The organism is Staphylococcus lloydii (genome assembly GCF_015775975.1).
GTDB lineage: Bacteria > Bacillota > Bacilli > Staphylococcales > Staphylococcaceae > Staphylococcus > Staphylococcus lloydii.
Genome location: NZ_CP064056.1, coordinates 2508611 through 2533820 on the forward strand (window position 1 = coordinate 2508611; position 25210 = coordinate 2533820).

The 25210-nt window shown below is 34.2% G+C and carries 27 protein-coding genes, 1 pseudogene and 1 other annotated feature (1 of these 29 only partly in view); of the genes and pseudogenes, 16 read left to right on the top strand and 12 right to left on the bottom strand.

Going from position 1 to position 25210, the window contains the following annotated elements; genetic code table 11:
- Window positions 1-48: 48 nt before the first annotated feature.
- The 7 genes from ISP08_RS12515 to ISP08_RS12540 all read right to left on the bottom strand — a co-directional run bounded on the left by ISP08_RS12515 (window position 49) and on the right by ISP08_RS12540 (window position 5224).
- Window positions 49-720, bottom strand: a complete 672-nt coding sequence (locus ISP08_RS12515; protein ID WP_195718860.1) for a type 1 glutamine amidotransferase domain-containing protein — start codon at window positions 718-720, stop codon at window positions 49-51.
- A 33-nt stretch (window positions 721-753) separates the two neighbouring features.
- Complete coding sequence (locus ISP08_RS12520) at window positions 754-1755, bottom strand: NADP-dependent oxidoreductase (protein ID WP_195719353.1); 1002 nt, start codon at window positions 1753-1755, stop codon at window positions 754-756.
- Window positions 1756-1863: 108 nt separating this feature from the next.
- Window positions 1864-2367, bottom strand: a complete 504-nt coding sequence (locus ISP08_RS12910; protein WP_229294136.1) for a low temperature requirement protein A — start codon at window positions 2365-2367, stop codon at window positions 1864-1866.
- Window positions 2336-2824: a low temperature requirement protein A gene (locus ISP08_RS12915; RefSeq protein ID WP_229294137.1), complete on the bottom strand. Its 489-nt coding sequence runs from the start codon at window positions 2822-2824 to the stop codon at window positions 2336-2338. The genes ISP08_RS12910 and ISP08_RS12915 overlap by 32 nt, the downstream gene beginning before the upstream one ends.
- Window positions 2825-2841: 17 nt before the next feature.
- The gene (locus ISP08_RS12530) at window positions 2842-3189 is read right to left on the bottom strand and encodes a MerR family transcriptional regulator (protein WP_195718861.1); all 348 of its coding nucleotides are present in this window, start codon (window positions 3187-3189) and stop codon (window positions 2842-2844) included.
- A 145-nt stretch (window positions 3190-3334) separates the two neighbouring features.
- Window positions 3335-4093 (bottom strand): SDR family oxidoreductase, encoded by a 759-nt coding sequence (locus tag ISP08_RS12535; protein WP_195718862.1) that lies wholly within the window; start codon window positions 4091-4093, stop codon window positions 3335-3337.
- Between the two features lie 246 nt (window positions 4094-4339).
- Entirely contained in the window at window positions 4340-5224 is an 885-nt protein-coding gene (locus tag ISP08_RS12540) for a LysR family transcriptional regulator (protein ID WP_195718863.1), read from the bottom strand.
- A gap of 169 nt (window positions 5225-5393) precedes the next feature.
- Between ISP08_RS12540 and ISP08_RS13000 the strand changes: the two are divergent.
- The 4 genes and pseudogenes from ISP08_RS13000 (at window position 5394) to ISP08_RS12560 (ending at window position 10231) form a co-directional block, all read left to right on the top strand.
- Window positions 5394-6139, top strand: a pseudogene (locus ISP08_RS13000) (sulfite exporter TauE/SafE family protein).
- 113 nt (window positions 6140-6252) lie between these two features.
- Window positions 6253-7656, top strand: coding sequence for a sugar porter family MFS transporter (locus ISP08_RS12550; RefSeq protein ID WP_195718864.1), 1404 nt, complete (start codon window positions 6253-6255; stop codon window positions 7654-7656).
- A gap of 83 nt (window positions 7657-7739) precedes the next feature.
- Window positions 7740-9242 carry a sulfatase family protein gene (locus tag ISP08_RS12555; protein WP_195718865.1) on the top strand — a complete coding sequence of 501 codons (1503 nt, stop codon included), beginning with the start codon at window positions 7740-7742 and terminating at the stop codon, window positions 9240-9242.
- Between the two features lie 8 nt (window positions 9243-9250).
- Window positions 9251-10231 (top strand): formylglycine-generating enzyme family protein, encoded by a 981-nt coding sequence (locus ISP08_RS12560; protein WP_459213915.1) that lies wholly within the window; start codon window positions 9251-9253, stop codon window positions 10229-10231.
- 318 nt (window positions 10232-10549) lie between these two features.
- Here the strand turns inward: ISP08_RS12560 and ISP08_RS12565 are convergent, their stop codons facing one another.
- Window positions 10550-11368 carry an NmrA/HSCARG family protein gene (locus ISP08_RS12565; protein WP_195718866.1) on the bottom strand — a complete coding sequence of 273 codons (819 nt, stop codon included), beginning with the start codon at window positions 11366-11368 and terminating at the stop codon, window positions 10550-10552.
- 232 nt (window positions 11369-11600) lie between these two features.
- On the opposite strand from ISP08_RS12565, the gene ISP08_RS12570 reads away from it, so the two are divergent.
- The 8 genes from ISP08_RS12570 to ISP08_RS12605 all read left to right on the top strand — a co-directional run bounded on the left by ISP08_RS12570 (window position 11601) and on the right by ISP08_RS12605 (window position 18235).
- Complete coding sequence (locus ISP08_RS12570) at window positions 11601-12149, top strand: TetR/AcrR family transcriptional regulator (protein WP_195718867.1); 549 nt, start codon at window positions 11601-11603, stop codon at window positions 12147-12149.
- Between the two features lie 8 nt (window positions 12150-12157).
- Window positions 12158-12862, top strand: a complete 705-nt coding sequence (locus ISP08_RS12575) for an SDR family NAD(P)-dependent oxidoreductase (RefSeq protein ID WP_195719355.1) — start codon at window positions 12158-12160, stop codon at window positions 12860-12862.
- A gap of 57 nt (window positions 12863-12919) precedes the next feature.
- Window positions 12920-13924, top strand: coding sequence for an amidohydrolase family protein (locus ISP08_RS12580; protein WP_195718868.1), 1005 nt, complete (start codon window positions 12920-12922; stop codon window positions 13922-13924).
- A gap of 21 nt (window positions 13925-13945) precedes the next feature.
- Entirely contained in the window at window positions 13946-14779 is an 834-nt protein-coding gene (locus ISP08_RS12585) for an alpha/beta hydrolase (protein WP_195718869.1), read from the top strand.
- 12 nt (window positions 14780-14791) lie between these two features.
- Window positions 14792-15418, top strand: coding sequence for a nuclear transport factor 2 family protein (locus ISP08_RS12590; protein ID WP_195718870.1), 627 nt, complete (start codon window positions 14792-14794; stop codon window positions 15416-15418).
- A gap of 16 nt (window positions 15419-15434) precedes the next feature.
- The gene (locus ISP08_RS12595) at window positions 15435-16370 is read left to right on the top strand and encodes an amidohydrolase family protein (protein WP_195718871.1); all 936 of its coding nucleotides are present in this window, start codon (window positions 15435-15437) and stop codon (window positions 16368-16370) included.
- A 139-nt stretch (window positions 16371-16509) separates the two neighbouring features.
- A complete protein-coding gene (locus ISP08_RS12600; RefSeq protein ID WP_195718872.1) occupies window positions 16510-17559 on the top strand; it encodes an ABC transporter permease in 1050 nt (349 codons plus the stop codon).
- Between the two features lie 13 nt (window positions 17560-17572).
- The gene (locus tag ISP08_RS12605; RefSeq protein WP_195718873.1) at window positions 17573-18235 is read left to right on the top strand and encodes an ABC transporter ATP-binding protein; all 663 of its coding nucleotides are present in this window, start codon (window positions 17573-17575) and stop codon (window positions 18233-18235) included.
- A 50-nt stretch (window positions 18236-18285) separates the two neighbouring features.
- On the opposite strand, the gene ISP08_RS12610 is transcribed toward ISP08_RS12605, so the two are convergent.
- Window positions 18286-19311 carry an NAD-dependent formate dehydrogenase gene (locus tag ISP08_RS12610; protein ID WP_195718874.1) on the bottom strand — a complete coding sequence of 342 codons (1026 nt, stop codon included), beginning with the start codon at window positions 19309-19311 and terminating at the stop codon, window positions 18286-18288.
- Window positions 19312-19489: 178 nt separating this feature from the next.
- A complete protein-coding gene (locus ISP08_RS12615) occupies window positions 19490-19834 on the bottom strand; it encodes a Na-translocating system protein MpsC family protein (RefSeq protein WP_152906125.1) in 345 nt (114 codons plus the stop codon).
- A 210-nt stretch (window positions 19835-20044) separates the two neighbouring features.
- Here ISP08_RS12615 and ISP08_RS12620 point away from each other — a divergent pair, with 210 nt between their 5' ends.
- Window positions 20045-20890, top strand: a complete 846-nt coding sequence (locus ISP08_RS12620) for a sialate O-acetylesterase (RefSeq protein WP_195718875.1) — start codon at window positions 20045-20047, stop codon at window positions 20888-20890.
- A gap of 37 nt (window positions 20891-20927) precedes the next feature.
- Here ISP08_RS12620 and ISP08_RS12625 read toward each other — a convergent pair whose 3' ends face one another.
- Window positions 20928-21275, bottom strand: a complete 348-nt coding sequence (locus ISP08_RS12625; protein WP_195718876.1) for a hypothetical protein — start codon at window positions 21273-21275, stop codon at window positions 20928-20930.
- A gap of 220 nt (window positions 21276-21495) precedes the next feature.
- Here ISP08_RS12625 and ISP08_RS12630 point away from each other — a divergent pair, with 220 nt between their 5' ends.
- The 3 genes from ISP08_RS12630 (at window position 21496) to ISP08_RS12640 (ending at window position 23856) form a co-directional block, all read left to right on the top strand.
- Entirely contained in the window at window positions 21496-21885 is a 390-nt protein-coding gene (locus ISP08_RS12630) for a CidA/LrgA family protein (protein WP_048794347.1), read from the top strand.
- Entirely contained in the window at window positions 21882-22568 is a 687-nt protein-coding gene (locus tag ISP08_RS12635; RefSeq protein ID WP_048794348.1) for an LrgB family protein, read from the top strand. The genes ISP08_RS12630 and ISP08_RS12635 overlap by 4 nt, the downstream gene beginning before the upstream one ends.
- 418 nt (window positions 22569-22986) lie before the next feature.
- The gene (locus tag ISP08_RS12640) at window positions 22987-23856 is read left to right on the top strand and encodes an SDR family oxidoreductase (RefSeq protein WP_195718877.1); all 870 of its coding nucleotides are present in this window, start codon (window positions 22987-22989) and stop codon (window positions 23854-23856) included.
- A 216-nt stretch (window positions 23857-24072) separates the two neighbouring features.
- On the opposite strand, the gene ISP08_RS12645 is transcribed toward ISP08_RS12640, so the two are convergent.
- Window positions 24073-24912, bottom strand: coding sequence for a ParB/RepB/Spo0J family partition protein (locus tag ISP08_RS12645; protein ID WP_229294139.1), 840 nt, complete (start codon window positions 24910-24912; stop codon window positions 24073-24075).
- A 202-nt stretch (window positions 24913-25114) separates the two neighbouring features.
- Window positions 25115-25210 (top strand) — a binding site (T-box leader) (it continues 281 nt past the right edge of the window).

Genomic DNA, 25210 nt, shown 5'->3' on the forward strand with positions numbered 1-25210 from the left:
CAGTGTGCGCGGTTACTTTATAATTCAATTTTCAGACTACCTTCAGTCTTAACCCCATAATGCTTCGATCGCTTGTGCTACTTGTTTTGGAGATTGTGGGTTTTGACCCGTTACTAACCTGTCACTTACTTTAACGTAAGGTCTAAATGGCAACGTAGCTTTACTATATTGAGCGCCACGACTTTTTAATTTTGTTTCTAATTTGTAAGGAACGTATTTGTTACGTTTGGCTAGCAATTCTTCTGTATTGGAAAAACCTGTTATTTCTCTATTATCGATGAAAAATCTACCGTTATCATTTTTAACATTTACTAATGCAGCAATACCATGACAAACTGCTGCCACAATACCGCCATTATCGTAAATCTGTTTAACTGCTTCTTGAATATACTGATTATCCGTAAAATCATACATTACTCCATGGCCACCAGTGAAGTAGATACAATCATAATCGTTTGGATTGGCTTCACTGATAGGTTGGGCATATTGCAATAAACTCATAAAGTTTGAATCTTTATAATACGCTTTTGTAGTTTTGTCTAACATTGCCGGGCTAAGACTAACGGGGTCAATGGGCGTATTGCCTCCACTTATGTTATATAGATCTATTTCATAGTTGCTATCATTGAAATAATTATAAAAATGAACCAATTCGCCTAACCAAAGTCCCGTCTTCTTGTAATGTGCGCCAAAAAAATCTGAACTTGTATTAACAATCATAATTTTTTCATTTTAATCACAAACCTTTAGTCATTATTTATCCATAGAAATAATAATCTTGCCTTTAGCTTTACCACTACTTGAATATGCTATCGCGTCTTGTGTTTGTTCAAATGCATACACTTTATCAATGATTGGCGTAATTTTGCCTTCATTTATGAGGTTACTAATAATATTTAACTGTTCACCGCTCGGCTGCATAAATAAAAATTCATAATTTACATTATACTTTTTAGCGCGTTTTACTAATTTGGCAGAGGCAACGCGTAATAATAATTGTTTGAATTTATTCAGTTTTAAACGTTTTGCCAATTTAATTGTCGGAATACCGGAAACTGAAGCAATTGTGCCATGTGGTTTTAATATTTCAAATGATTTATCTAAACTTTCACCACCTAGCGTATCAAAAACGCCATCATAATTACTTAAGCGTTGTGAGAAATCTTCGGCCTTATAATTAATTACTTCGTCAGCACCTAATGCTTTTACAAGTTCATAACCACGCTCACTTGCCGTAGTGGCAACATATAGACCCATTGCTTTGGCTAATTGAATTGCGAAGGTTCCTACACCTCCAGCGCCTGCTTGAATCAACACTTTATTTCCAGCTTTCAAATGCATGATGTCATTCAATGCTTGATAAGCAGTTAAGCCTACTAACGGAATACTCGCCGCTTCTTCAAAAGATAATTGTTCTGGTTTTAGTGCAATCTCACTGGCATCTATCGCAATATATTCAGCAAATGTGCCTATTTTTTCTTTTCTTGGTCTTCCGTATACTTCATCGCCGACTTTAAAGTTTTTTACCTTACTGCCTACTTCAGTAATGACGCCAGAAAAGTCATTCCCTAAGATTAAAGGAAATTGAAATTTTAATAATAATTTTAAGCCACCATCGCGAATTTTATAATCTATTGGATTAATACTGGCCGCTTTTATTTTCACCCTAACTTCATAAGGGTTCATACTCGGTAACGGCATAGTTTCTTGTTGTACGGGGTGATTGCCATATTTGTGAATAACCATCGCTTGCATATCAGTTTTCATTATTTCACTCCTAGCATTGACTACGTTATGACACTATCAAAATTTTATATTCATAATTACACATCATTCATATACTTAGCAATTCATAGCGTTTAACTAATGCGTCGTCTTCGTTTTGTGGGCCGTCACATTGCCAAAAACAAAAGCGAAGAAGAGAATAATAAAGATCACAAAACCATATATTTCTCCAGTATTTAAATGATGCTCCGCTAACATCTTATTCATCAATAAAAATATGACGTCTAGCGAATAAATTAAAAATAAATGCAAGTACATTGTCATAAATCCTGTCTTTGACTGCGTATTTTTATCAGTGGATTTATAATGCAATGTATAAACCACAAATAATATAACGATAAAGACAAAATATAATGCATCTGTAATATTTACATGGCTTAATTCAATATTTTGAATTAATAATACAAGCCCTTCACCAAACAATAATATAATTAATAAACTTAAACGTTCTGTTAAATGATTAAAGAAAATGGCATTCTCTTCCGAAACTTTATAGAACAATAGTGGATAAACCGCCACAATAAATATACAGATAAAATAGACCCAAAAGTTAATTTGTGACGGTAATAAAGTAGAAATCAACGCAATAATTACAGTCAGTGATAAGCCAGTCGTATATACTTTTACCAGTCGTATATACTTTTACCAGCCGTATATCTACTTTAGAGTCACTCAACTTATAATTTATAAAATATTGAATAATGATACTGAAATATATAAGCGCTGAAGTTAATACAAATGGCTTAAATGTATGTTGAAAGTCTCCATTAATTGCTTTCGATAATATAATTATTAAAAACATGTCTACAAAAACAAACAAATATTGATACCACTTTTTATTAAACAGTCTATTCACGAGCAAAGTACGATAAATCCAAATCGAATAAAATACTAGGAATAGCATAAAACTTTTACCCAAACCCTCTGGCGACATTAAGTTATGTGATAGACCTTCAATCGTATGATTAATCGTCGATAAAATATAGACGAAAATCAAATCGAAAAACAATTCCGTCATACTGACTTCTTTCTTCTCCATGTTTTCACCTCTCGATGTTATTCATTTTCTAAAATTTTAAATTTATTCTCCAATGTAGCTAGACCTTCTTCTATTAATGCTTTTTGATGCAATAAATTTTCTTTGTGACGTGCAAATATTGCTTGTCGCTGAGACTTAGTTGCACTACCTTGGTCATATAATTCTGCTACTTCTTTTAATTGTGATACAGGCATGTGTGTTTGACGCATACATTTGATAAATTCTATCCAAAATAAATCATCTTCTGAAAAATCTCTATAACCATTATCGTCGCGAGCAACGAAAGGAAAAAGACCTGCTTTATCATAATAGCGAATCGTATGTTCACTAATCCCTAAATTTTCTGCTACTTGTTTTACACGCATAAAATCCCCTCCTACTATACGTGATAATACTTTTATTCATACCCTTCTTCAACGAGCTAAGACATAAAAGGAGCTATAGAAAGTCCATATTTCAACTTCCTATAACTCACATTTTTCTATACTGTCGTTTTCTACATAGCGATGATTAGCGTGTCGTATAACCACCATTAGCAAATAGTGTTTGACCGTTAATCCACCAACCGTCCAACGTTAAGAATGTAATGATTGGCACAATGTCTTCGATTTGTGTTAATTGATTATGGAGTGCTTGAGATTTATGAAATGCTACGGCCTCATCTTCTTCTTGAGGATAAAAGAATGGTGTGTCCATTGGGCCAGGCGCTACCGCATTAACGGAAATGCCTCTATCCATAAATTCTTTTGAAGCTGCTCTTGTATAATGTTCCACGGGCGCTTTTTCACCGGCATACGTACTATAAAAACCAGTGTATGCTGCAAGTAATGATGTCGCTAAAGTAATAATCTTACCGTTTTCATTCATATGCTGCTCTGCGTATTTGATAAAAAAGTAAGCCACTTTGGCGTTAATATCTTGCATTTGATCAAAATCTTCTTCAGAAACATCTGCTATTGGTTTTTTCAATACTTTGCCTACAGTATTAACTGCGATATCCACTTTACCGAAAGTAGATTCTGCATGTTGAAATAGTGCTTTAATATTTTCTATCTTTGTTAGGTCACCTTTAAAGAGCGTAGCCTCCCCGCCGACTTGCTGCACTTTAGCCAATGTACTTTTAGCTTCATCCAAAGAGTTATCATCGTGATGATGAATGACTAATCTAGCTCCTTGTTCAGCATAAGTAGTGCTTAATAAGCCCCCTAAATTTTTTGCGCCACCTGAAATAACGATAACTTTTCCATTAAGATTATTAAATTTCCCCATACGTGAAACCTCCTTTAATGTTATGGTTCAACCATAAACCTTAGAGTGCACTCTCACGCAACCAACTATTAAAATAAAAAAAGACTTTGGTATATACCAAAGTCATAGAATATAGAGACGTCACGGTAAATATAAATGTCGTAACCGACTGAAATTTTAACTAGATAAAGGTTGAAAGCTTTTCAATAAATTTTCAAGTCATTTAAAGTGTGGCATACGTATCACACTTGTCTAATTAGCGTTAAATTAACTAGACTGTTTTAATAAATTTAAAAACTCTATGACGATTCTTTTTTTAAAGCGTGTCGGCTTTTGAACACACCAAAAGTCTCTTGAAATATTTAGTTCTTCGACATTTATAATTTTTAAAGTATCCAATTTTAATTCTTTTTGTATTGAAATTTTTGGCAAAAAGCTAATTCCCAAATCAGCTTCTATAGCACTCTTAATCGCTTGAATACTGCCTAATTCCATCACTTTACTTTTCTCTAAAAATTCATATTGGTTTAAATGATTATCTATTGCTGTTCTCATACCTGATCCTGATTCTCGTACAATCATTTGCTCTTTATAAAGATCATTTACAGTAACTTTTTCCAATTTACTTAAGTCATTTTTGTTGGAACAAACAGGTACTATAATATCTTTTTCAAAGTTAAATACGCTAAAATTCTTTTGGTCAAATTCACTTTCTACCAATGCAATATCAATTTCATTATGTTCTAATTTTTTTATGATGGTTGGTGTATTACCAATTTTTAAATTTATCTGTACATTAGGATGTTGTTTTTTTAATTCAATGACTAAATTAGGTAAAGAATACTCACCGATTGTAAAGCTAGCACCTACAGTTAATACTGGGCTTTTTTGACTATTTTGCATTTGGATTTCATCATACGCTAAATCATTGAGCCTCACTAATTCTTTGGCGTATGGATAAAATATACTGCCAGCCTCTGTTAATGTAGTAACTCCGCTATTTCTGTAAAAAAATGTACTCCTATAAAAGTCTTCTAATTTTCTAATTTGCTTTGTTACAGCTGATTGTGAAATGAAATGCTTTTGTGCCGTTTCAGTAAAGCTTACATTTTCAGCAATGTCACAAAATACTTTCAAATTATTAATATCCATAATAAACCCCCATATTATTATTTAAATTTTACCACATCTCATCTCTATTATAGGTATTCCATTTAGTAATAGCCTATACACAATCAGAATTTGAGTATCACGCTATCTCGTGCAAAAATTATAGTAAGCAAAAGGAGGGAGAATAGTGAGTTTAAGCGCTATCATTTTTATGCTATGCATTAGTATTTTTGCCGGAGCTTATGGAACAATCATTGGAGCTGGTGGCGGATTTATATTTGTACCATTTTTATTGATATTATTTAAAGTTTCACCTGAAATAGCAGCAGGTTCAGGGTTAGTGATCGTTGTTGTTAACTCCTTAATTGGTACATTAGGTTATTTTAAACAACACAATATTGCCTTTAAAGAAGGCACAATAATGGGAATTAGTGCTATACCGGGCACATTTATAGGGTCATATCTTTTAAAAAACTATCATTCTGATTTTTTTATCTAAGCTTTTCAATACTTTTGGCAGGAATGGGTGTTTTTCTATTAGTTAAAAGCATTTCCAAAAAATCCAAAAATCCCAATATACGTACAACATATGTTGAAAAATCCAGTTACAAATATTGGTATATATCGCTAGGATTTATGATGGGTATCTTATCAAATTATTTGGGTATTGGCGGTGGATGGCTGATCGTTCCAATTTTAATTTATATATTTAAAATGTCACCGAAACAAGCTGCTTCTACTTCCGTATATTCATTACTAATATATACGACAGTCGGTGCAACCACTCAAATTATTGAAGGTAATATCAATTGGATTATTATCATTATTGGTGGAATTGGTATTTCCATAGGTGCAAATATAGGACTCTATATTGCAAAGAAAATTCCAGAAAATTTAATTATGAAATTATTATCTGTGGTTTTAATTATTATGGGAATAAAAATGTTCTTTATCTAACCCATGTATTGAAATGTTGACTCCTACCATACATTGACGTAGTCAATGTATATATTTTTTAAAGTTAATGTAAGCGCTTTATATAATGGATTATACTTAAAGGAAGTGTTTTTTTGAAAGATAACAAAACAAATAAATATAATAGTCACTATGCTATATTTATAGCAATCACTGTAGCTGCATTAGGGGCAGTCTACGGCTACGATACAGGTAATATAAGTGGTGCATTACCGTATTTAAAACAAGAGATGGGATTGTCCACTAGAATGGCTGAGTTAGTAAGCTCTGCTGTGGTTGCAGGTTCTATTTTGGGAGCAATGTTTGGCGGGAAATTATCAAATAAAATTGGTAGAAAAAATACCATGATTTTTGTATCAGCGGCTTTCGTAATTCTTGCAATACTTAGTGCTTTCCCACCTAATGTGTGGTTTTTAATCGTCGTACGTTTTATTCTTGGTTTATCAATAGGGGTTACTATCGTAGTTGCTCCAGTTTTCATCGCAGAAATATCACCATATAAAATTAGAGGTGCTATGTTAGTTACGTTCCAAATTGCTACTACAATTGGTATTTCATTAGCATCATTTATAAATCTTTATTTTTCACAAACTGGAAATTGGCGTGCAATGCTTGGCGTTTCTGCAATTATAGCTTTTGTACTAGTCATAGCTATCTTACGATTTCCAGATACACCAACATGGTATATCATGAAAGGGCATAGAGAAAGAGGCATTAAAACGTTACAAAAATTAGAAGCACCTGAAAAAGTACAAAGTGAATTGGCAAAAATTGATCAAGAAGTACACCAAAATGAAAGTGGTAAATTTTCAGAGTTATTTAAGACTAAATATATTAAAGGAACAATATTCATCTTAGGATTGGGTATCTTTGTTCAAATAACTGGTATAAATGCTATTGTTTATTATGGACCTATCATCTTCCAAAAGGTTGGATTTGCTAGTTTTTCAAATGGTATTTTAATAACTGGTATTACCCAATTGATTGCCTTAATTGCGGAAGTGACGTCATCTCTTATTATAGATAAGTGGGGACGTAGAAAATCATTACTGATGGGTATTAGTTTTATGATTATTGCTAATATTGTCTTAGCATTACTTTTCTTAATAGGCTTTATTTCATCTTGGATGATGTACTTATCTGTAATTATTATTTTCCTATTTAGAGTTGGATATTCATTTGGATTTGGTTCACTTGTGTGGGTTTACGCATCTGAAACGTTACCATCACGTTTGCGTTCAATCGGCTCTTCATTAATGTTAACTGCAAACCTTGTCGCTAATTTAATTGTATCTATGTTCTTCTTAACAATGTTTGAAAATTTTGGCGGCCAAGTGATTTTCCTTATTTTTGGTATTCTCGCAATTATTTCTTGGATTTTTGTATTTAAATTAGCTCCCGAAACAAACGGACGCACATTTGAAGAAATACAAGCTTATTGGAATAATGGTGGAAAATGGGATGAAGACATAGCGAATGAAAAAGTTGAGAGTAAGTGAAGATTGTAGATTTTTATATTACGATTACATTGTTAAATATACAAAAGTATCAATTAAATTGATTAGATAAAGGGGAATTTTTTATGACTAATAACGACCAAACGCAACCTAATATCATAATGATAATGACTGACCAACAACGTTTTGATACTATATCAGAATTAGGTTTCGAACAGATGCATACACCAAATATGGATCAACTTGTCAAAAATGGCACTACTTTTGAACAGTCTTTTTGCCCTGGGGCAACTTGTGTGCCAAGCCGAGCAGCCATATTTACTGGAATGTATCCTCATAACACGGGTGTTTATAACTTGTTTAACTCATGGGGGCATCAACGTTCATGGGTACATGACTTGGCAGAAAATGGTTATCATTGTGTAAACATAGGGAAAATGCATGTGGCGCCTACCTACGATAGCATGGGCTTCCATGAACGTTTTGTAGTAGAAAATCCACAAAATGAATTGGCTAAAGCCGATGGTCGAGAGGATGAATGGGGACGCTATTTATCTTTTTATGACACGGAAAGACCACTAAATCAACAATTAACTGATCCTGACTGGATGTCTAAATATCAAGGGGTTCCTTGGGAGTTAGCGGAACATTTACACTCAGATGTGTTTATCGGTAATTCGGCTTTAGCTTGGATTAACAGACATAAACAAACGCAACCCGTATTCTTACAAATTGGCTTTACCGGCCCACATGAAGTGTACGATCCATTACCAAGACAATTAGACCACTATGCAGATAAAAAAATGCCCGATGCAGTCTGGAAAGAAGATGAACTATCTGAAAAGCCGCCGCAACATTATGCCCATCAAGAATATTTCAGAAGAGCTGATGGCGATGCACAAGTCGATATGGCTAATGCTTCTGAAAAAGATATTCAGCATTTAAGACGTCACTATTTCGCAAAAATTAGTACTATAGATGAAAAAATTGGAGAAATAATGGAAGATTTGGAAGCAAAAGGTTATTTAGATAATGCTATCGTTATTTTCACATCTGATCATGGGGACATGCTTGGTGACCATAAATTACCATATAAATGGTTGATGTATGATGCCGCAGTGAAAGTGCCATTAATTGTATGGGATACTAGAAAAGAACAACTTTCAAAAAATGACGATCTTATATCATTAATTGATATTGGACCCACAATACTTGAGTCTGTTGGCATTAAGGTCCCTGAGTATTTAGATGGACATTCATTTTTAAATAAACTTTATGACGCTAACGGTGAGCCACATCGTAAACATATTATATGTGAAGACAATTATTTAACAATGATACGTAATAAATCATATAAACTTGTGAATTATACTTTCCAAGAAGATGATGGCGAACTTTATGACTTAACGAATGATCCGAATGAATTAAATAATCTGTTCAATGATGACAACTATAAACAAATAAAACAAGAATTAAAAATGGACCTACTTCAAGACATTTTAAGAAGTACCTATTCGAATGCAACATATAAAAATAGAAACACGATGGATGATATGTTATATCCTAAAGATAATCATTATTTGCATCCTATCACTAAAAAAAATCCAACTGGTTGGTACAATAGATAAATTTAATTATAAAGGAAGATGAATTTCAAGTGGCTAAAGATTGTTGTACACCTAATAGAAAATTTGATAGTTCAAAAGGTTCTGAATCTGTGCAGTTTACTGAAAAAAAGGCAACACATTATGGTTCCACGGAATCGATGGTATTGATTCCAGCTGGTAACTTTCTAATGGGCACGAATAGTAAAGAAGGTTTTAAATCTGATGGTGAAGGCCCTATCCGTAAAGTTGAATTAAACGCTTTTTATATAGATGCATGTGCAGTTACTAATGCACAATTTAAAGCTTTTGTTGATGACACGGGTTATAAAACTGACGCTGAAAAATATGGTTGGTCCTTTGTATTTTATCAGTTATTATCTTCCAATATAATGAATAAAGTACCTCAACGTCTGCCACAAACGCCTTGGTGGTGTGTCGTTCCAAATGCGTACTGGTATCAACCAGAAGGTCAAGGAACTACTATTAACAATCGCATGGAGCATCCTGTGGTACATATTTCATGGAATGATGCGAATGCTTATTGTGAATGGGCAGGCAAACGGTTACCGACTGAAGCAGAATGGGAGTATGCTGCAAGAGGTGGCTTAAGCCAGAAGAAATATCCGTGGGGTGACGAGTTGCTGCCAAATGACAAACACATGTGTAATATTTGGCAAGGACAATTTCCAAAGGTAAATACACTAGATGATGGTTATTTAGGTACAGCACCAGTAAAATCATTTCCAGAAAATGGATACGGTCTTTATAATGTTGCAGGAAATGTATGGGAATGGTGTAGTGACTGGTTTACTACGAACCTTCATAAAAAAGGCGGTAAAGTAAATCCAAAAGGACCTCAAAGTGGTGATAGTAAAGTCGTTCGTGGAGGTTCTTATCTATGTCACCGTTCTTATTGTAATCGTTATCGGGTTGCGGCACGTTCTTCCAATACACCTGATAGCTCTACTGGCAACATGGGCTTTAGATGTGTCATAGACGCTAAAGCTTAAGTACGAATGATGGTAAATTACCCAAGGCACAAAACGCTGTAATATTTTGACTTCAAAGACCAATTAAAAAGTTCTTTGCACATGTGCTATTGAACTATATTCAAGAGATTAAGCAATGTAAATACGTTGTTTAATCTCTTTTTTAGTATGATTTAGAATATAAGTTATACTACTCCGCAAAATGGTTATAGTGATTTTAGAAGCAACCTTAGCCAAAGCAAAACATGTATAAAAAAATGCCAACAAAGCCAGTGACTTTGTCGACAGTCTGAGTCTTTGATATGCACCAAAGCCATATATCTAAAAATTATTTTGACGTTAAAATTGTTGTTTCAATATCCAATCATTTAAATGTAATCGTCCCGGGTTAAGTTGATCCATTTGGTCAAAATTAACCTCGTATCCTTTATCTTCTAACCATGATCTTTCTGCCGTCCCACTTGTAAATGAACCTTGTATCATTGCTGGTTTAGAAGTAGCAGATGAGAATATTTCTATCACTTCATTTAATGATAATTCGTCAGATGCTATTTCGATTGCTTGATGATTATATTGTGGTGCGTCATTAAAAATATTTACGGCTATTTTAGCTATATCCTCAGTTGAAATCATTGCGAATTTAATATCTGGCGAAATAAATTCTGGTATATAAATACGACCTTCTTCGACAGTCGTAATTCTTAAAAAATTATCCATAAAAAATGACGGTTTAATAATTGTATAATTTAATGATGATGATGCTAACGTATTTTCAATTTCAGCTAATGCCTCAAAATGCGGGCCCTTACGATTACGGTTTACACCGCCAGCCGTACTATATACAACATAGTCTATATTTTGCTGTTTTGCCGTCTCTATAATACTTTTACCTTGTCGTAATTCTTCTTCAACGTCATCTTTAATAATAGGTTGAACGCTATAAACTCCGTATTGCCCTGCCATTGCTTGTTCTAATGCTTCTTTATTACTTAAATCGCCTTCAAAAATTTCTAAATTAGTGTGATTTAATGCTGATAACTTTTCATTATTTGCATTACGCGTTAAAGCACGTACATGCCAACCTTCATCTAGTAATTGTTGAACTACTGCATAGCCTTGCTTTCCAGTCGCTCCAATAACAAGTATACTTTTTGTCATTTATTATTTACCTCCATAGTTATAGCGGGATAGCCACACTTTCATTATGCTAAGGATTACAAACCTCTACTATATTTTTTCATGTTTCATTATAGCATGGTTATTGTTATAACCATTAATAACTCCTCGTAATCATCGTCGGTTTAAATTTATTGTGTCTAAAATAATTTATTTTTATAATAATCGGAGACGTATCCATTTCTGTGATTAATAAAACGAGGATGGTGCACTAATGAGGAAAGATGCCCAAAACAATAAACAAAGAATCGAAAGAAAAGCACACGAATTATTCCAAACCTATGGGGTAACACAGGTAAGTATGAATCAAATCGCTAATGCTTTAGGAATGGGAATCGGGACGCTCTATCGCCATTTCGGCGACAAAGGGTCATTGTGTTATCAAATAACCCATACTGATTTCTATTTATTAATTGAAGACATGCAACGTATTGCCCAAGTTGAAGCTTCCAAAAGAGAAATATTCATTCACTCAATCGACCTTTTCCTGAACTTCAAATTGGCCAATCAAGCGATATTAAGTTGTGTTGAAAATACCACAAAAAAATGGAGTTTTAAAGAAACTGATATTTATCAAACTCTTTTTAATTACTATTTACCATTAGTAGGACATGACTTAGATGAAATGTTAGCTAAATTTAAAGTAGACGCTTTGTTAAATACATTGTCTACACAAAATTATGAATTTCAACACGATGGTCGCGGTTTAACAAATAAACAAATACGTGATCAACTTGTCACAATATTTTTCGATCACAATTAGGAGGAATAATTATGAAAATCACTTTAATAACAGGTGGTAACAAAGGATTAGGTTTTGAAACCGCACGCGTCTTAAAAGAACAAGGACATAAAGTATATATTGGTTCACGTAATGAACAACGTGGTCAACAAGCTGCACAACAACTTGGTGTTGATTATGTTGTGTTAGATGTTACCGACGATAATTCTGTGAATAACGCCGTTGCTACAATCAAACAGCAAGAAGGCCGCTTAGATGTATTAATTAATAATGCTGGGATTTCCGGTGGTTTTACAAAACCTCGTGATATTACAGCTAATGATATGGAAGAGGTTTATAACACGAATGTATTTGGTTTAGTCCGCGTGACGAATCATTTCATTCCTTTACTTGAAAAGTCAGACCAACCTGTCATCGTCAACGTAAGCAGTGGTTTAGGTTCATTTGGCATGGTAACAGACGCTAGCAAAGATGAATCAAAAGTAAATTCACTTGCTTATTGCTCATCTAAATCTGCAGTGACAATGTTAACTGTTCAATATGCTAATGACTTAACACACATGCAAGTTAACGCCGCAGATCCAGGATCCACGAACACTGATTTAGTTGGAGATGCAAGTAACAATGCTAAGCCAGCAACTGAGGGCATCAAACCTATCGTTAAACTAGCAACCATCGATAAAGATGGTCCAACTGGTACATTTATCGATGGTAATGGCCCAATGCCTTGGTAATAACTTTTACCTAATTCAAAGATATATTTCGTGGAAAAATAATGGAGGCGAAGCTAAATGAACAGTATTACTTTTGAAGAACATTTTGTCTTAAAAGAAGTGCAACAACAAATGGGAGAGGCATTAAAACCATCCCCGAATGGCGTGCCATTGAAAGCTATGTTAGAAGCATTAGAAAAAGAAACTGGATTTACGAACGAAGATGAATTAAGTCATCATGAGCAACGCATTAATTTTATGAATGAACAAGATGTACAAATGCAAGTTTTATCTTATGGCAATGGTTCACCTTCCCTACTCTCTGGAGATAAAGCGGTCGAGTTATGCCAATATGCTAATGACCGTTTAAAACAATATATCGACGCATATCCAAACCGCTTCTTAGGCTTTGCAACGTTACCAATCAATGAACCAGAAGCAGCAGCTACTGAATTAAAACGTTGTATTAATGAACTCGATTTTAAAGGCGCACTTATTTTCGGGCATCCGCAAGGTAAGTTCTTAGACAACCCTGAATTTGAGGTTATTTTTGAAACGGCAGAACAACTAGAAGTTCCAATTTATTTACATCCCGCGCCAATAAGTGATGACGCATATCAAGCTTATTATCAAAGCGATAATTATTCAGATGCTACCGCCGCTACATTTGCTAGTTTCGGTTATGGTTGGCACATCGACGTTGGTATTCATGCCATGCGCCTTGTGTTAAGTGGTTTATTCGATCGTCACCCTAATTTGTCTATGATTATCGGTCATTGGGGCGAATTTACACCATTTTTCTATGAACGTATGGACGATATTATTCACGCACCCCATTTAAATAATAAGCCAAGTTATTATTTTAAAAACAACTTTTATATCACACCAAGTGGTATGTTGACGAAACCACAATTCGATATGGTTAAAAATGCAGTTGGCATTGACCACATTTTATACGCTGCCGACTACCCTTATGTCCAACCCGAAAATTTAGGCACATTTTTAAACGAACTAGGATTAACTGCCGAAGAACAGGATAAAATAAATTATAAAAACGCAGAACGTTTATTAAAGCTTAAATAAAATTAAAATGGAGGTATTTATATGTATACATTAGACTTACCGGGGGCTAATCTTCGCTACCATAAAGTCGGAAAAGGCCCTGTTCTAATACTGATTCCAGGCGCAAATGGAACGGGTGACATCTTTTTACCATTAGCCGAACGACTAAAAGAACATTTCACAGTTGTCGCAATAGATAGAAGAGATTATGGTAAAAGCGAATTAACAAAACCACTACCTGAAGTAGCAAGTAACCCTGATAGTGACTATCGTGTTAAAAGAGACGCCCAAGATGTTGCAACACTCGCACAACAATTAAGCGCTGAACCAGTCTATGTTTTAGGTTCAAGTTCAGGCGCAATTGTCGCTATGCATGTGTTAAAAGAACATCCTGACGTCGTAAAAGAAATTGCTTTTCACGAACCGCCTATCAATACATTTTTACCCGACAGTAACTATTGGAAAGAAAAAAATGACGAGATCGTAAATATGGCTTTAACTGAAGGCCTACAAAAAGCGATGCAATATTTTGGTAAAACATTAAACATCGCACCATTAGATGCCAAAAGCATGTCACAACCCGTATCAGAAAATGACGAGGATCAAAAAGTTCAATATGAACGTATGATGTTTTGGGTTGAATACGAAATAAGACAGTATACACATTCAGATATTAAATTATCAGACTTAGCACAATATAAAGATAAAACAGTACTATTTAACGGTACAGATTCAAAAGGTTCATTTCCACAAGATGTAAACTTTTATATTAACGAAGAAACTGGCATTCGACTTTTAGACATTCCCGGCGGTCATCTAGGCTATGTTCAAAAACCAGATGGCTTTGCAGAAGTACTACTAAATACGTGGACATAGGGAGGTCGACTGATGCTTTTTGAACGTAATCATCCTTATACAACGGAAAGTTTATTAGCTAAAGCAGACATTCAAGAACTCATAACTTTCGAACGCTTTAGTCGAGATAATAGTTTATGGGAGAGTATGCGTCAGTGCTTTGCAAATAATTCTCATGTTAATATTTCATGGTTTAATGGTAGTGGTGAAGCATTTATCGAATCTTCAAAAGCTATGAACCGTTATGCCCCACACCAAATCCATAATTCACAAATTTGGATTAATGACGAACGTGCGGTAGCAATTATGCAAGCAACGATTCAAACACGCGTTCCAATACAAGGTGTACAAATGCAATTAAATTCTGATGCAAAAATCATATATTGTTTAACCAAAACAACAAATACTTGGTATATCCAACATATGGAATGTGTTTATGAACAAGACAGTCTGACACCTGTATTTCCAACAAGTATTACACTTTCTCAACACGACTTTGAACCCTATCGTTCTAGTTATGCTTGTCTATCTTACTGTCTTAATTACTTAGGATATGAAGTGAATCACGAATTACAAGGTATTGATCGCCCTGATTCACTTCAAACATTCTATCAACGCTTAGATGATTGGTTAACTTATCATTCACATTCACTTAAATAGAAAGAAGCTGTTAATTTTGAATAAAATAGATATGCATTCTCACTACATTTCACCAGGTTTCGCACAATTTTTAGATGATTATTTTGATGGTAAAGGAGACGGCGTACCCACACCAGCTTTTTCAATAGATAATTATTTATCATTAATGAAGGAGACAGATATTGATTACGGTATACTTTCCATTTCTAGTCCTCATTTAAGTGCCGCTCCTGACGTAGAAATGCTTAGACTAACGGAAGAGGTTAATAATTATGGTGCGCATTTAGCCAAAGATTATCACGATAAAATTGGCTTTTTCGCCTCATTACCGCTACCGTTAGTTGAAGATAGTATTAAAATGATAGATTATGCTTTAGATGAGCAAAAGGCTCAAGGGTTCACATTACCGACAAACGCACGAGGAATTTATTTAGGCGATGCTCATTTAGATGAGATTTTAGCTAAATTAAATCAACGTCATGCTACAGTTGCTATCCACCCAAATGAACCTAAACCACTTAACGACACGATAAAGGAAGAAGTCTTAACACCATTGATGGAGTTTTTCTTTGATACAACAAGAACTATCATTTTTATGAATCAAAATAATGTTTTCAGTCGGTTCCCAAATATTAAATGGATTGTCCCTCATAGTGGCGCACTTTTACCTGTTATTGCACAACGTGTAGATATGGGTAATAAAATGTTTGATGTCGAGACGCAACCTGACGATTTAAACCAAGTGCTCCATTCTTTATATTTTGATTTGGCTGGTAAAGTTTTACCTCATCAATTACCTACACTTTTAACTATGGTAGATGAAAATAAAATTGTTTATGGCGCAGATGCACCCTATACGACAGATAATGTCGTTAAGTTATTAAACGATGATTTAGAAAGTTCATCGCTATTAACGAACGAGCAACGCCAAAAATTCTTTTATGATAATGCACACAATCTCATAAATCATTAAAAGTAACGGTACAACTAAGTACCGTTTTTTTAATAGAACAATTTTGAGTTTCAAAGTATATAGCATGATATATATATTATTTTTAAAGTGCTACAATAGACACTAAGTTAAATTAAGAGATTTTTTTGGAGGAATATACATGTTTTTAGCCTGGAACGAAATAAAGCGTAATAAGTTAAAATTCAGCCTAATTATCGGCGTGTTAATCATGATTAGTTATTTGCTTTTTTTACTATCTGGTTTAGCAAATGGGTTAATTAACATGAATAGAGAAGGCATTGATAAATGGCATGCCGATGCTATCATACTTAAAAAAGACGCTAACCAAACCGTCGAGCAATCTAACTTCAATTTAAATAAAGTCCCAAATGACTATAAAAAACAAGCTTCACTCAAACAAAGCGGCGTTATTGTTTCTAACAGTAAAAATGAAGAAAATGCATTGCTTTTTGGCGTAACAAAAAATTCATTTTTAATGCCACAATTGATAGCTGGACATAAGTTTAAGAAAGATAATGAAGTCGTGGCAGACGAAACATTAAAAGATAAAGGATTTCATTTAGGAGATAAACTATCACTTTCTCAATCTGACGAAACATTAAAAATTGTAGGATTTAGTAGTAGCGCAAAATATAACGCTTCGCCAGTATTATTTACGAATAATAATACGATTGCCAAAGTGAATCCTATGTTAACTAAAGACAAAACGAATGCCGTTGTAGTAAAAGATAAACATTGGAAAAATAAATCATTAGACAATAAATTAGAAGCCGTTGGTATTAACAAATTTGTAGAAAATTTACCTGGCTATAAGGCTCAAAATTTAACATTAAACTTTATGATTTCATTTTTATTTATCATTTCAGCAACAGTAATTGGTATCTTTTTATACGTCATGACCTTACAAAAAATTAATTTGTTCGGCGTCTTAAAAGCCCAAGGTTTTACAAATGGTTATTTAGCAAAAGTCGTGTTATCGCAAACCTTTATACTATCGTTAATCGGAACCGTTATTGGATTAGCATTAACGTTATTAACGAGTCTATTCTTACCAAGTGCGGTACCGATAGTCTTTAATTATGCGACGTTACTCATTTTCGGTGTAGTCCTAATCATCATATCCATGCTAGGAAGTCTATTTTCCGTCTTAACCATTAGAAAAATCGATCCATTGCAAGCAATAGGCTAGAGAGGTGAATGAAATGTTAACTTTTAAAAACGTGACGAAAGATTTTAAAGATGGTAATCACATTATAGAAGCAGTGAAGCCAACAAATTTAAAGTTTGATAAGGGGCAGTTAGTGGCAATTGTAGGTCCTTCAGGTTCTGGTAAAAGTACCTTTTTAACGATAGCAGGTGCACTACAAACACCGACATCAGGCGAAGTTTATATCAATGATACAGCCTTGTCGACGATGAAACAAAAGCAACTAGCACAGACACGAATGAGCGAAATTGGTTTTATTTTACAAGCAACGAATTTAGTTCCATTCTTAACCGTGAAACAACAATTTAAGTTATTGAAAAAGCGTAAAAAAGATGTCATGTCCGACCAAGCATTGCAAGAATTATTATCACAATTAGGGTTATCAGATATTCAAAACAAATTACCTAATGCAATTTCTGGCGGTCAAAAACAACGCGTGGCGATTGCCAAAGCACTTTATACTAATCCATCAATTATATTAGCGGACGAGCCAACCGCTTCGCTTGATACTGAAAATGCAATGGAAGTCATGAAAATTCTACAAGAACAAACTAAGAAACGTGATAAGACATGTATTATCGTTACGCATGACGAACGCCTCACAACGTACTGCGATATGATATATCATATGAAAGATGGCAATTTGGCGTTAAGCTAAAAAATAACCCGACAAAGCATAGCTTTGCCGGGCATTTTATTTTCTATATGTTATTTAGTTTTATAACTTTTACTAGTGATTTGGCCACCATCTACGATAATGTCTTTATCTTGGAATGGTTCGTTATTGAAGAAACGACTTAAGATATCTTTCACGCCATCTTCAATACGTTGTTGTGCTTCTAGCGTCATACCTGAATAGTGCACAGTCATAGCATTTCTTGGCATTGTTCTCCATGGATGATCAGCTTGTGCTGGTTGAGGGAACCACACATCTCCTGCATAACCTTGGATATGTTTAGCTTCTAATAGTTCTACTAAGTCATCTGTATTAACAATTTTACCGCGTGCTGTGTTTACTAAATAGCTACCGTCTTTCATTTTACTTAAAACGTTATAATTGAATAAATCATCTGTATCTGGAGTTAGTGGTGCATGAATTGTAATAGCGTCACTTGTGGCTACAAGTTGTTCAAATTCTACAAACTTAGAATGTTCATTATCTTTTTGGTTTATTGGATCATAGTGCTGAATTGTAACGTTAAATGGTGCTAAACGTTCTGCGACAAGTTGTCCAATTCTACCAAAGCCAAAGATACCAATTGTTTTATTTTGTAGTTCTCTTGCGTCATTTCCTACTTTAGAAAGGTTCCATTCACCTGCTTCAGATTGTCTATGACCTTCTTCATAGTTACGTAATAAAATAAGCAAGTCCATTACTGCGTGTTCAGCAACACTTACTGTATTACTACCAGTTACTTCAACAACACCAACATTGTGTTCACCTGCTGCTTGTAAATCAACGTGGTCAGAACCTACCCCAGCTGTGATTGCTAATTTTAAGTTAGGTGCTTTTTCAATACGTTCTCTTGTCATATATGCTGGATAGAATGGTGCACTGATCACTACATCCATATCTGCTAAGTGTTTATCTAAATCTGCTTCGTTATCTGCTAATATAACTAATTCATGTCCTTTTTCTTCTAAAAATGGTTTTAAACCAATCGCTTTTTTCGTGTTAAGGATTTGGTTTTCTTCTCCTTCAACTGATTCTGGGAATAATGCTACTATTTTCATTATCTTCACTCCTATAAATTATTTTTTTATTCTAGAGCACTTATAACGTTTACGTTTAATGCGTAAAAAATCGCGCATTAAAAAATACCTGACGCCGTTTGCACATACCACCTCCTTGAATAGTGTTCTATTCAAAGCGTAGATAGCAAACAGCACCAGGTACCTTACACCAGCTAGCTTATTCTATTGATTTATCGAAAACAAATATTGATACAACTTCATCGTCAGCTAAATCAACATCTGTAAATAATTTAATAAATTTTGCGCCGACAAGTTCTTCCATATCATCTGGATTTATCTCGGCATATAATTGTTTGATTACTTCTGTACGTGCATAACGTAACATCTCTTCATTACGTTCGTCTTTTAAGTAAAAGTTATCGACTTTACTTAAAGCCCCCGTCATATAAGCAATTGCCCAACTTCCTTTAAAAGTTACTTCAACTTTTTCAGGACCTTTACCGACATGCTTTTTACGATAGGAACGTACAAGATTCGCAAATGCTTGTTCTTTCTTTTGCATTTCTATGTGGCTCACCTACTTCGTTTAAGAAGTTAAAAGCAATTTCTTCACGTTACAATTTCATTATATTACTCTTTATAAATAATTCAAGAGTTATGTTTACATAATGTATAATGACACAATAAATAAACTTTATTTAAATTTATAATTTGCGTATAATATACGCTATTAATCAACAAATTTTGACGTTCACGAAAGGAGTTCAGACAAATGAAATCTATTTTATTAATAGGTCAATCCAATATGGCTGGCAGAGGCTTCTTAGATGATGTAGAACCGATTATAAACGAAAATATTAAAGTACTTAAAAACGGACGTTGGCAATTTATGGATGAGCCTATACATAGTGATCGTTCAGTAGCCGGCGTAGGTCCTTCTGCATCATTTGCAGCGGAATGGATTGCAGCACATCCAAACGAAACATTGGGCTTGATTCCCTGTGCAGACGGTGGAACTTCAATAGAAGATTGGTCTACCAACCAGCCTCTAACGAGACATGCTATTTCTGAGGCGAAATTCGCTATGGAAACAAGTGAAATAATTGGTATTTTATGGCATCAAGGTGAATCTGATAGTAACAACGGTAACTTTAAGCAATATAAAGATAAGCTTATTACTTTGATATATCATTTTCGCAATGAACTCCACAACGAAACATTACCATTTGTTATCGGTGGACTAGGTGATTATTTAGGCAAAACGGGGTTTGGAAAGTCTGCACCTGAATATGCTGAACTCAATAAAATATTCGAAGAAATTTGCACGAGTTTGTCTAATTGTTACTATGCTACTGGCATAGGCCTACAAGCTAATCCTGACGGTATTCATATCAATGCTAAATCACAACGTATTTTTGGCGTACGGTATTATGACGCATTTAGTAACAGACATAACATTGTAAAACCTTTAGTAAATGAACAACAACGTGTTGCGCAAATATATGACCGCAAACTTACTAAGAATGAGCAATTGTACGTCCAATTTGCTTTGTTCTCTAAAAATAAAATTTCCTTCAACACATTCAATGAACGTATGGCAACAATTCATAATTCATAAAAAAGCCCTCATACTTGGCACAACCAAGTAATGAGGGTTAAATTACTACAAGCAATAAATTACCTACAAGTATTAATAGTCCTATTAACAAATAAACAAATCTAAATTTATATTTACCATAGTCAGTTTCAATACTACAAAGTTGAAACATCGCAATGCCAAACAATAATAGCGGTTGACCATTTTTTATCCATCCAAAAATATCAGCTATAGCTATAACAGCAAATATTACTAATATTAGACTTGTTACTGCAAGTAAGTACGTCCAAATTGTTTCTCTTTTCCCTTCACTCAGGCGCTCAGATGCGTTACTTTTTAGATATAAAAAGCATACACTAAAGAGAATGCCATAGGCGAGCGCACTAATTGCGATAAAATTATCCACTTTAACAACAGCCTCCATTACCAATTATTACCACTACGTTAACATACAATCCCTATAGCTTTACAAATTGCTTAAAACATTTCCATGGAAATAATTCGAGGTTTAAAAGTTGAAAAATTTTGAATTTTCTAATGCGTAAAGCCACTACTACTTTCTAATCTTTGCTATCATTAAATAATAATTTACTTAAAATAGCGCACGTCTTGTAGGAGGGTTGTTTATGAAATATATACAAAGAGCGCTAATTATCTTATTACAATTTATACTCATTATTGTTATTACATACATAGGTAACGTTATCCAAAAAGCACTACATATCCCTATAGCGAGCAGCATCGTTGGATTGATTTTATTTTTCTTACTATTACAATTTAAAATTATTCCAGTTCGCATCGTTGAAGGGGCAGCAAGTTTCTTACTTTCCACTATGATTTTTTACTTCGTACCTTCTGTCGTAGGGGCAATGAATATCGGGTCTGTCATAAGCATAAAATTCGTGGCATTTATCATTGTAATTGTTGTTGGTACTTGTTGTGTCGCTTTAATTTCTGGTTATATTGCAGAGAAAATGATTGCCAAAACTGAGGATGGAGATGAATATACGAAATGATACTGTTGAAAACTATATTAATGATTATTCTAACGATTGTCGTTTTCTTTTTATCCACAAAACTACAAGCTCGTGTTAGAAACCCATTACTCAATCCCGCTTTAATAACAGCGCTATTTATAATTATTGTGCTGCTATTATTTGGACAAAACTATGATGATTACATGCTTGGTGGTAAATGGATTAATTACTTATTAAGTTGTTCTGTCGTCAGTTTAGCTATGCCATTATACCAACATCGCCATAAGATTATGAAACATGCCCCAGTCATTTTCACCAGTGTACTTACGGCTGTCTGTATTAACTTTTTTATCGTATATGGCGCTTTAAAGATATTAGGATTTTCTAAATTAACTATTATTACCATGTTACCAAGATCTATCACCGCTGCCGTAGGTATTCAAGTATCAGAGCAATTAGGCGGCAACGAAACGTTAACTGTATTGTTTATTATGGCTACGGGGTTATTAGGTAGTATGGCAGGCGAATATTTAATCAGCCTTGCGAAATTCAAATCATCTATTGCCAGAGGTTTATCCTATGGTAATGCTGCACATGGATTTGGAACGGCTAAAGCATTAGAATATGATTTCGAATCTGGTGCCTATAGTTCAATCGGCATGATTTTAACGGCAATCCTAAGTTCGATTCTCATTCCCTTATTTATCTTATTATTTTATTAAGTTAACGTTATTATTTTAATTTTCCTAATATCAAATTTTGCATACTTTCAACTTAATATATTCACTATAAGCCCAGTATCTTTTATTGATAACGGGCTTATTTAACGTCATATACTTTTACAGGTCAGACTTCCCTCTTAGTAACCTCAGTGACCTAGACGTCTTAAAATGCCATAAAATCAATATATAAGCGTTTTTCCCTTTATCTTTAAACTTGCACTGTTATAGAAGCAACCTTTTTCAAAAACATAAAAATTATTAAGTATCCCAAAATATTATTTGTTTAAATATATTTTTAACGGCAATAATACATTATGGAAGAGCTTCCTATGTTACCCATAACAAAGTCAGTTAGATTAATGACTAACATATAAATGAACCCCGTCAATTTTAGCGATATCTTTAAGGAGGAATATGTGTGAATTTATTAGATTTTCATAAACAAATAAAAGGATATACACAAGATAGACAACCCGGTATTGAAAAAGATATGAAACCAAAACCTATTACAGAACTAGATGATTATGCTGCAGGTGGCAAATTAAAAGGTAAAGTGGCGCTCGTTACAGGTGGCGATTCAGGCATTGGACGCGCTGTGGCAATATTATTCGCTAAGGAAGGCGCTAATATTGCGATAGGTTACTATGACGAACATGAAGATGCCCAAAATGTCGTAGAACGTGTCAAATCTTTAGGTGTACGAGCAAAAGCTTATGCCCATGACTTAAAAAAAGTCGAAGACTCACAACAATTAGTCAAAGATGTCGTAGCCGATTTTGGTCAATTAAATATTCTAGTTAACAATGGTGGCGTACAATTCCCACAAGATAGTTTTGCGGATATAACACCAGAACAAATTAAAGAGACTTTTGAAACGAATATTTTCGGTATGATGTTCCTAACTCAAGCAGCAGAACCACACCTTTCTAAAGGTGATGCAATTGTTAACACTACGAGTGTAACGGCTTATCGTGGATCAGGACATTTAATTGATTATTCTGCTACAAAAGGCGCAATCGTTTCCTTCACTCGTTCCATCGCTACTAGTTTAAATGAAAAAGGAATTCGTGTGAATGCAGTGGCGCCAGGCCCAATATATACACCACTCATTCCTGCTACTTTTTCAGAAGACAAAGTAGAAAACCAAGGTGGCGAAACACCGATGGGCCGTCGTGGCCAACCAGCCGAATTAGCACCTGCCTATGTATTTTTAGCAAGTGACGCAGATAGTTCATATATTACTGGCCAAGTCATACACATTAACGGTGGCGACTATATAACTAGCTAGAAGTTATACTAAAATTCAATTTATATTTCGGTGGCAAGGACCTACTATAATCCTTGTCACTTTTTATTTTCCGTCCATTCGACTTTTCAACTACAACATATTTCTACCTTAGTACAAAAAGTGTTACTTAACATAAAAATAGACCATCTTTTAATGGTCTATCTCCCGCTATAAAATGATCTTGTTAATCAACATTGAGCGAATTTTGATTACGCGTTAATTTTTGTATTTGTCATTGAGTTGCTGTACTAATCTTTTAAATTCCGCTTCTGAAGTAAATTCAAATGTGATTTGTCCTTTATTTTTCTTAGTAGTTATGGCGACGTTTGTTCCATATTGTTCTTTCAATTGTCGTTCTTGTTGCTTTATAAACTTAGGTTTCGTGTTCGTATCTTGTTGTTTATGATTTTCTCGCGGTGATTTATTGTCGCTTATATATTGTTCTAAATATCTAACACTCCATGCTTCACGATGTGCACGTTTAGCTAATTTTGTAATTTCAGCAGTGCTTTTTAATGCTAATAACGTGCGACCATGGGCTCCCGACAATTCCCCCTGTTGAATCATGCGCATAACCGTTGATGGTAAATGAAGTAAACGTAACATATTAGCAATGTAAGGTCGTGATTTACTTAATCGCTGTGCCACTTGTTGTTGTGTTAGTTGCAAATCATCCATAAGTTTCCTATAACTTTCGGCTTCTTCTATTACATTCAAATCCTCACGTTGTAAATTTTCAATAATAGCCAGTTCCATCATATCTTCATCAGATAATGACTTTACAATTGCTGGCACTTGCGTCAGTTCAGCACGTTTTGCTGCACGAAAACGTCTTTCCCCAACTACGATATGATAACCAGTTATTGTTGTACGTAATACGATAGGTTGTAAAATGCCATGTTGTTGAATCGAACGCGATAAATCATCAAGTTTATCATCATCAAATGTTTTTCGAGGTTGATATGGATTCGGTTTAATTTGATCGGTCGCTATTTGTTGTATTGCAGAACCATCATCTAGCTGTAGTCTTTCATCTGCAGACTTTACGATGTTCATCACCTACTTTATAAAATGTCTTCATTTTATTTTAAGTAAATTATAACTGTAGAACAAGTAATATAAGTATCGTCAATAAAGCATTCAATCACGTTTTGTTATAGTTAGATTATTTTGTTTAATCATAATTTTCAGAAAAGTTGTTGACAAAGCTTTTTATAATGTGTAATCTATGAAATATCACTTAAGAAATTCATACGCAACAAACACAGTAATAAGGAAAGTAGAACTTACACTACTGACACAGAGAGTCTTCATTTGCTGAAAGAAGACACAGAAAGAAAGTTTGAAAATGGCC

What these genes read in the sequence shown, in the direction of transcription:
- ISP08_RS12515 (WP_195718860.1), bottom strand. Translation starts at nt 720, where the DNA reads ATGATTGTTAATACAAGTTCAGATTTTTTTGGCGCACATTACAAGAAG.
- ISP08_RS12520 (WP_195719353.1), bottom strand. Translation starts at nt 1,755, where the DNA reads ATGCAAGCGATGGTTATTCACAAATATGGCAATCACCCCGTACAACAA.
- ISP08_RS12915 (WP_229294137.1), bottom strand. Translation starts at nt 2,824, where the DNA reads ATGGAGAAGAAAGAAGTCAGTATGACGGAATTGTTTTTCGATTTGATT.
- ISP08_RS12530 (WP_195718861.1), bottom strand. Translation starts at nt 3,189, where the DNA reads ATGCGTGTAAAACAAGTAGCAGAAAATTTAGGGATTAGTGAACATACG.
- ISP08_RS12535 (WP_195718862.1), bottom strand. Translation starts at nt 4,093, where the DNA reads ATGGGGAAATTTAATAATCTTAATGGAAAAGTTATCGTTATTTCAGGT.
- ISP08_RS12540 (WP_195718863.1), bottom strand. Translation starts at nt 5,224, where the DNA reads ATGGATATTAATAATTTGAAAGTATTTTGTGACATTGCTGAAAATGTA.
- ISP08_RS12555 (WP_195718865.1), top strand. Translation starts at nt 7,740, where the DNA reads ATGACTAATAACGACCAAACGCAACCTAATATCATAATGATAATGACT.
- ISP08_RS12565 (WP_195718866.1), bottom strand. Translation starts at nt 11,368, where the DNA reads ATGACAAAAAGTATACTTGTTATTGGAGCGACTGGAAAGCAAGGCTAT.
- ISP08_RS12570 (WP_195718867.1), top strand. Translation starts at nt 11,601, where the DNA reads ATGAGGAAAGATGCCCAAAACAATAAACAAAGAATCGAAAGAAAAGCA.
- ISP08_RS12580 (WP_195718868.1), top strand. Translation starts at nt 12,920, where the DNA reads ATGAACAGTATTACTTTTGAAGAACATTTTGTCTTAAAAGAAGTGCAA.
- ISP08_RS12585 (WP_195718869.1), top strand. Translation starts at nt 13,946, where the DNA reads ATGTATACATTAGACTTACCGGGGGCTAATCTTCGCTACCATAAAGTC.
- ISP08_RS12590 (WP_195718870.1), top strand. Translation starts at nt 14,792, where the DNA reads ATGCTTTTTGAACGTAATCATCCTTATACAACGGAAAGTTTATTAGCT.
- ISP08_RS12600 (WP_195718872.1), top strand. Translation starts at nt 16,510, where the DNA reads ATGTTTTTAGCCTGGAACGAAATAAAGCGTAATAAGTTAAAATTCAGC.
- ISP08_RS12605 (WP_195718873.1), top strand. Translation starts at nt 17,573, where the DNA reads ATGTTAACTTTTAAAAACGTGACGAAAGATTTTAAAGATGGTAATCAC.
- ISP08_RS12610 (WP_195718874.1), bottom strand. Translation starts at nt 19,311, where the DNA reads ATGAAAATAGTAGCATTATTCCCAGAATCAGTTGAAGGAGAAGAAAAC.
- ISP08_RS12615 (WP_152906125.1), bottom strand. Translation starts at nt 19,834, where the DNA reads ATGCAAAAGAAAGAACAAGCATTTGCGAATCTTGTACGTTCCTATCGT.
- ISP08_RS12620 (WP_195718875.1), top strand. Translation starts at nt 20,045, where the DNA reads ATGAAATCTATTTTATTAATAGGTCAATCCAATATGGCTGGCAGAGGC.
- ISP08_RS12630 (WP_048794347.1), top strand. Translation starts at nt 21,496, where the DNA reads ATGAAATATATACAAAGAGCGCTAATTATCTTATTACAATTTATACTC.
- ISP08_RS12635 (WP_048794348.1), top strand. Translation starts at nt 21,882, where the DNA reads ATGATACTGTTGAAAACTATATTAATGATTATTCTAACGATTGTCGTT.
- ISP08_RS12645 (WP_229294139.1), bottom strand. Translation starts at nt 24,912, where the DNA reads ATGAACATCGTAAAGTCTGCAGATGAAAGACTACAGCTAGATGATGGT.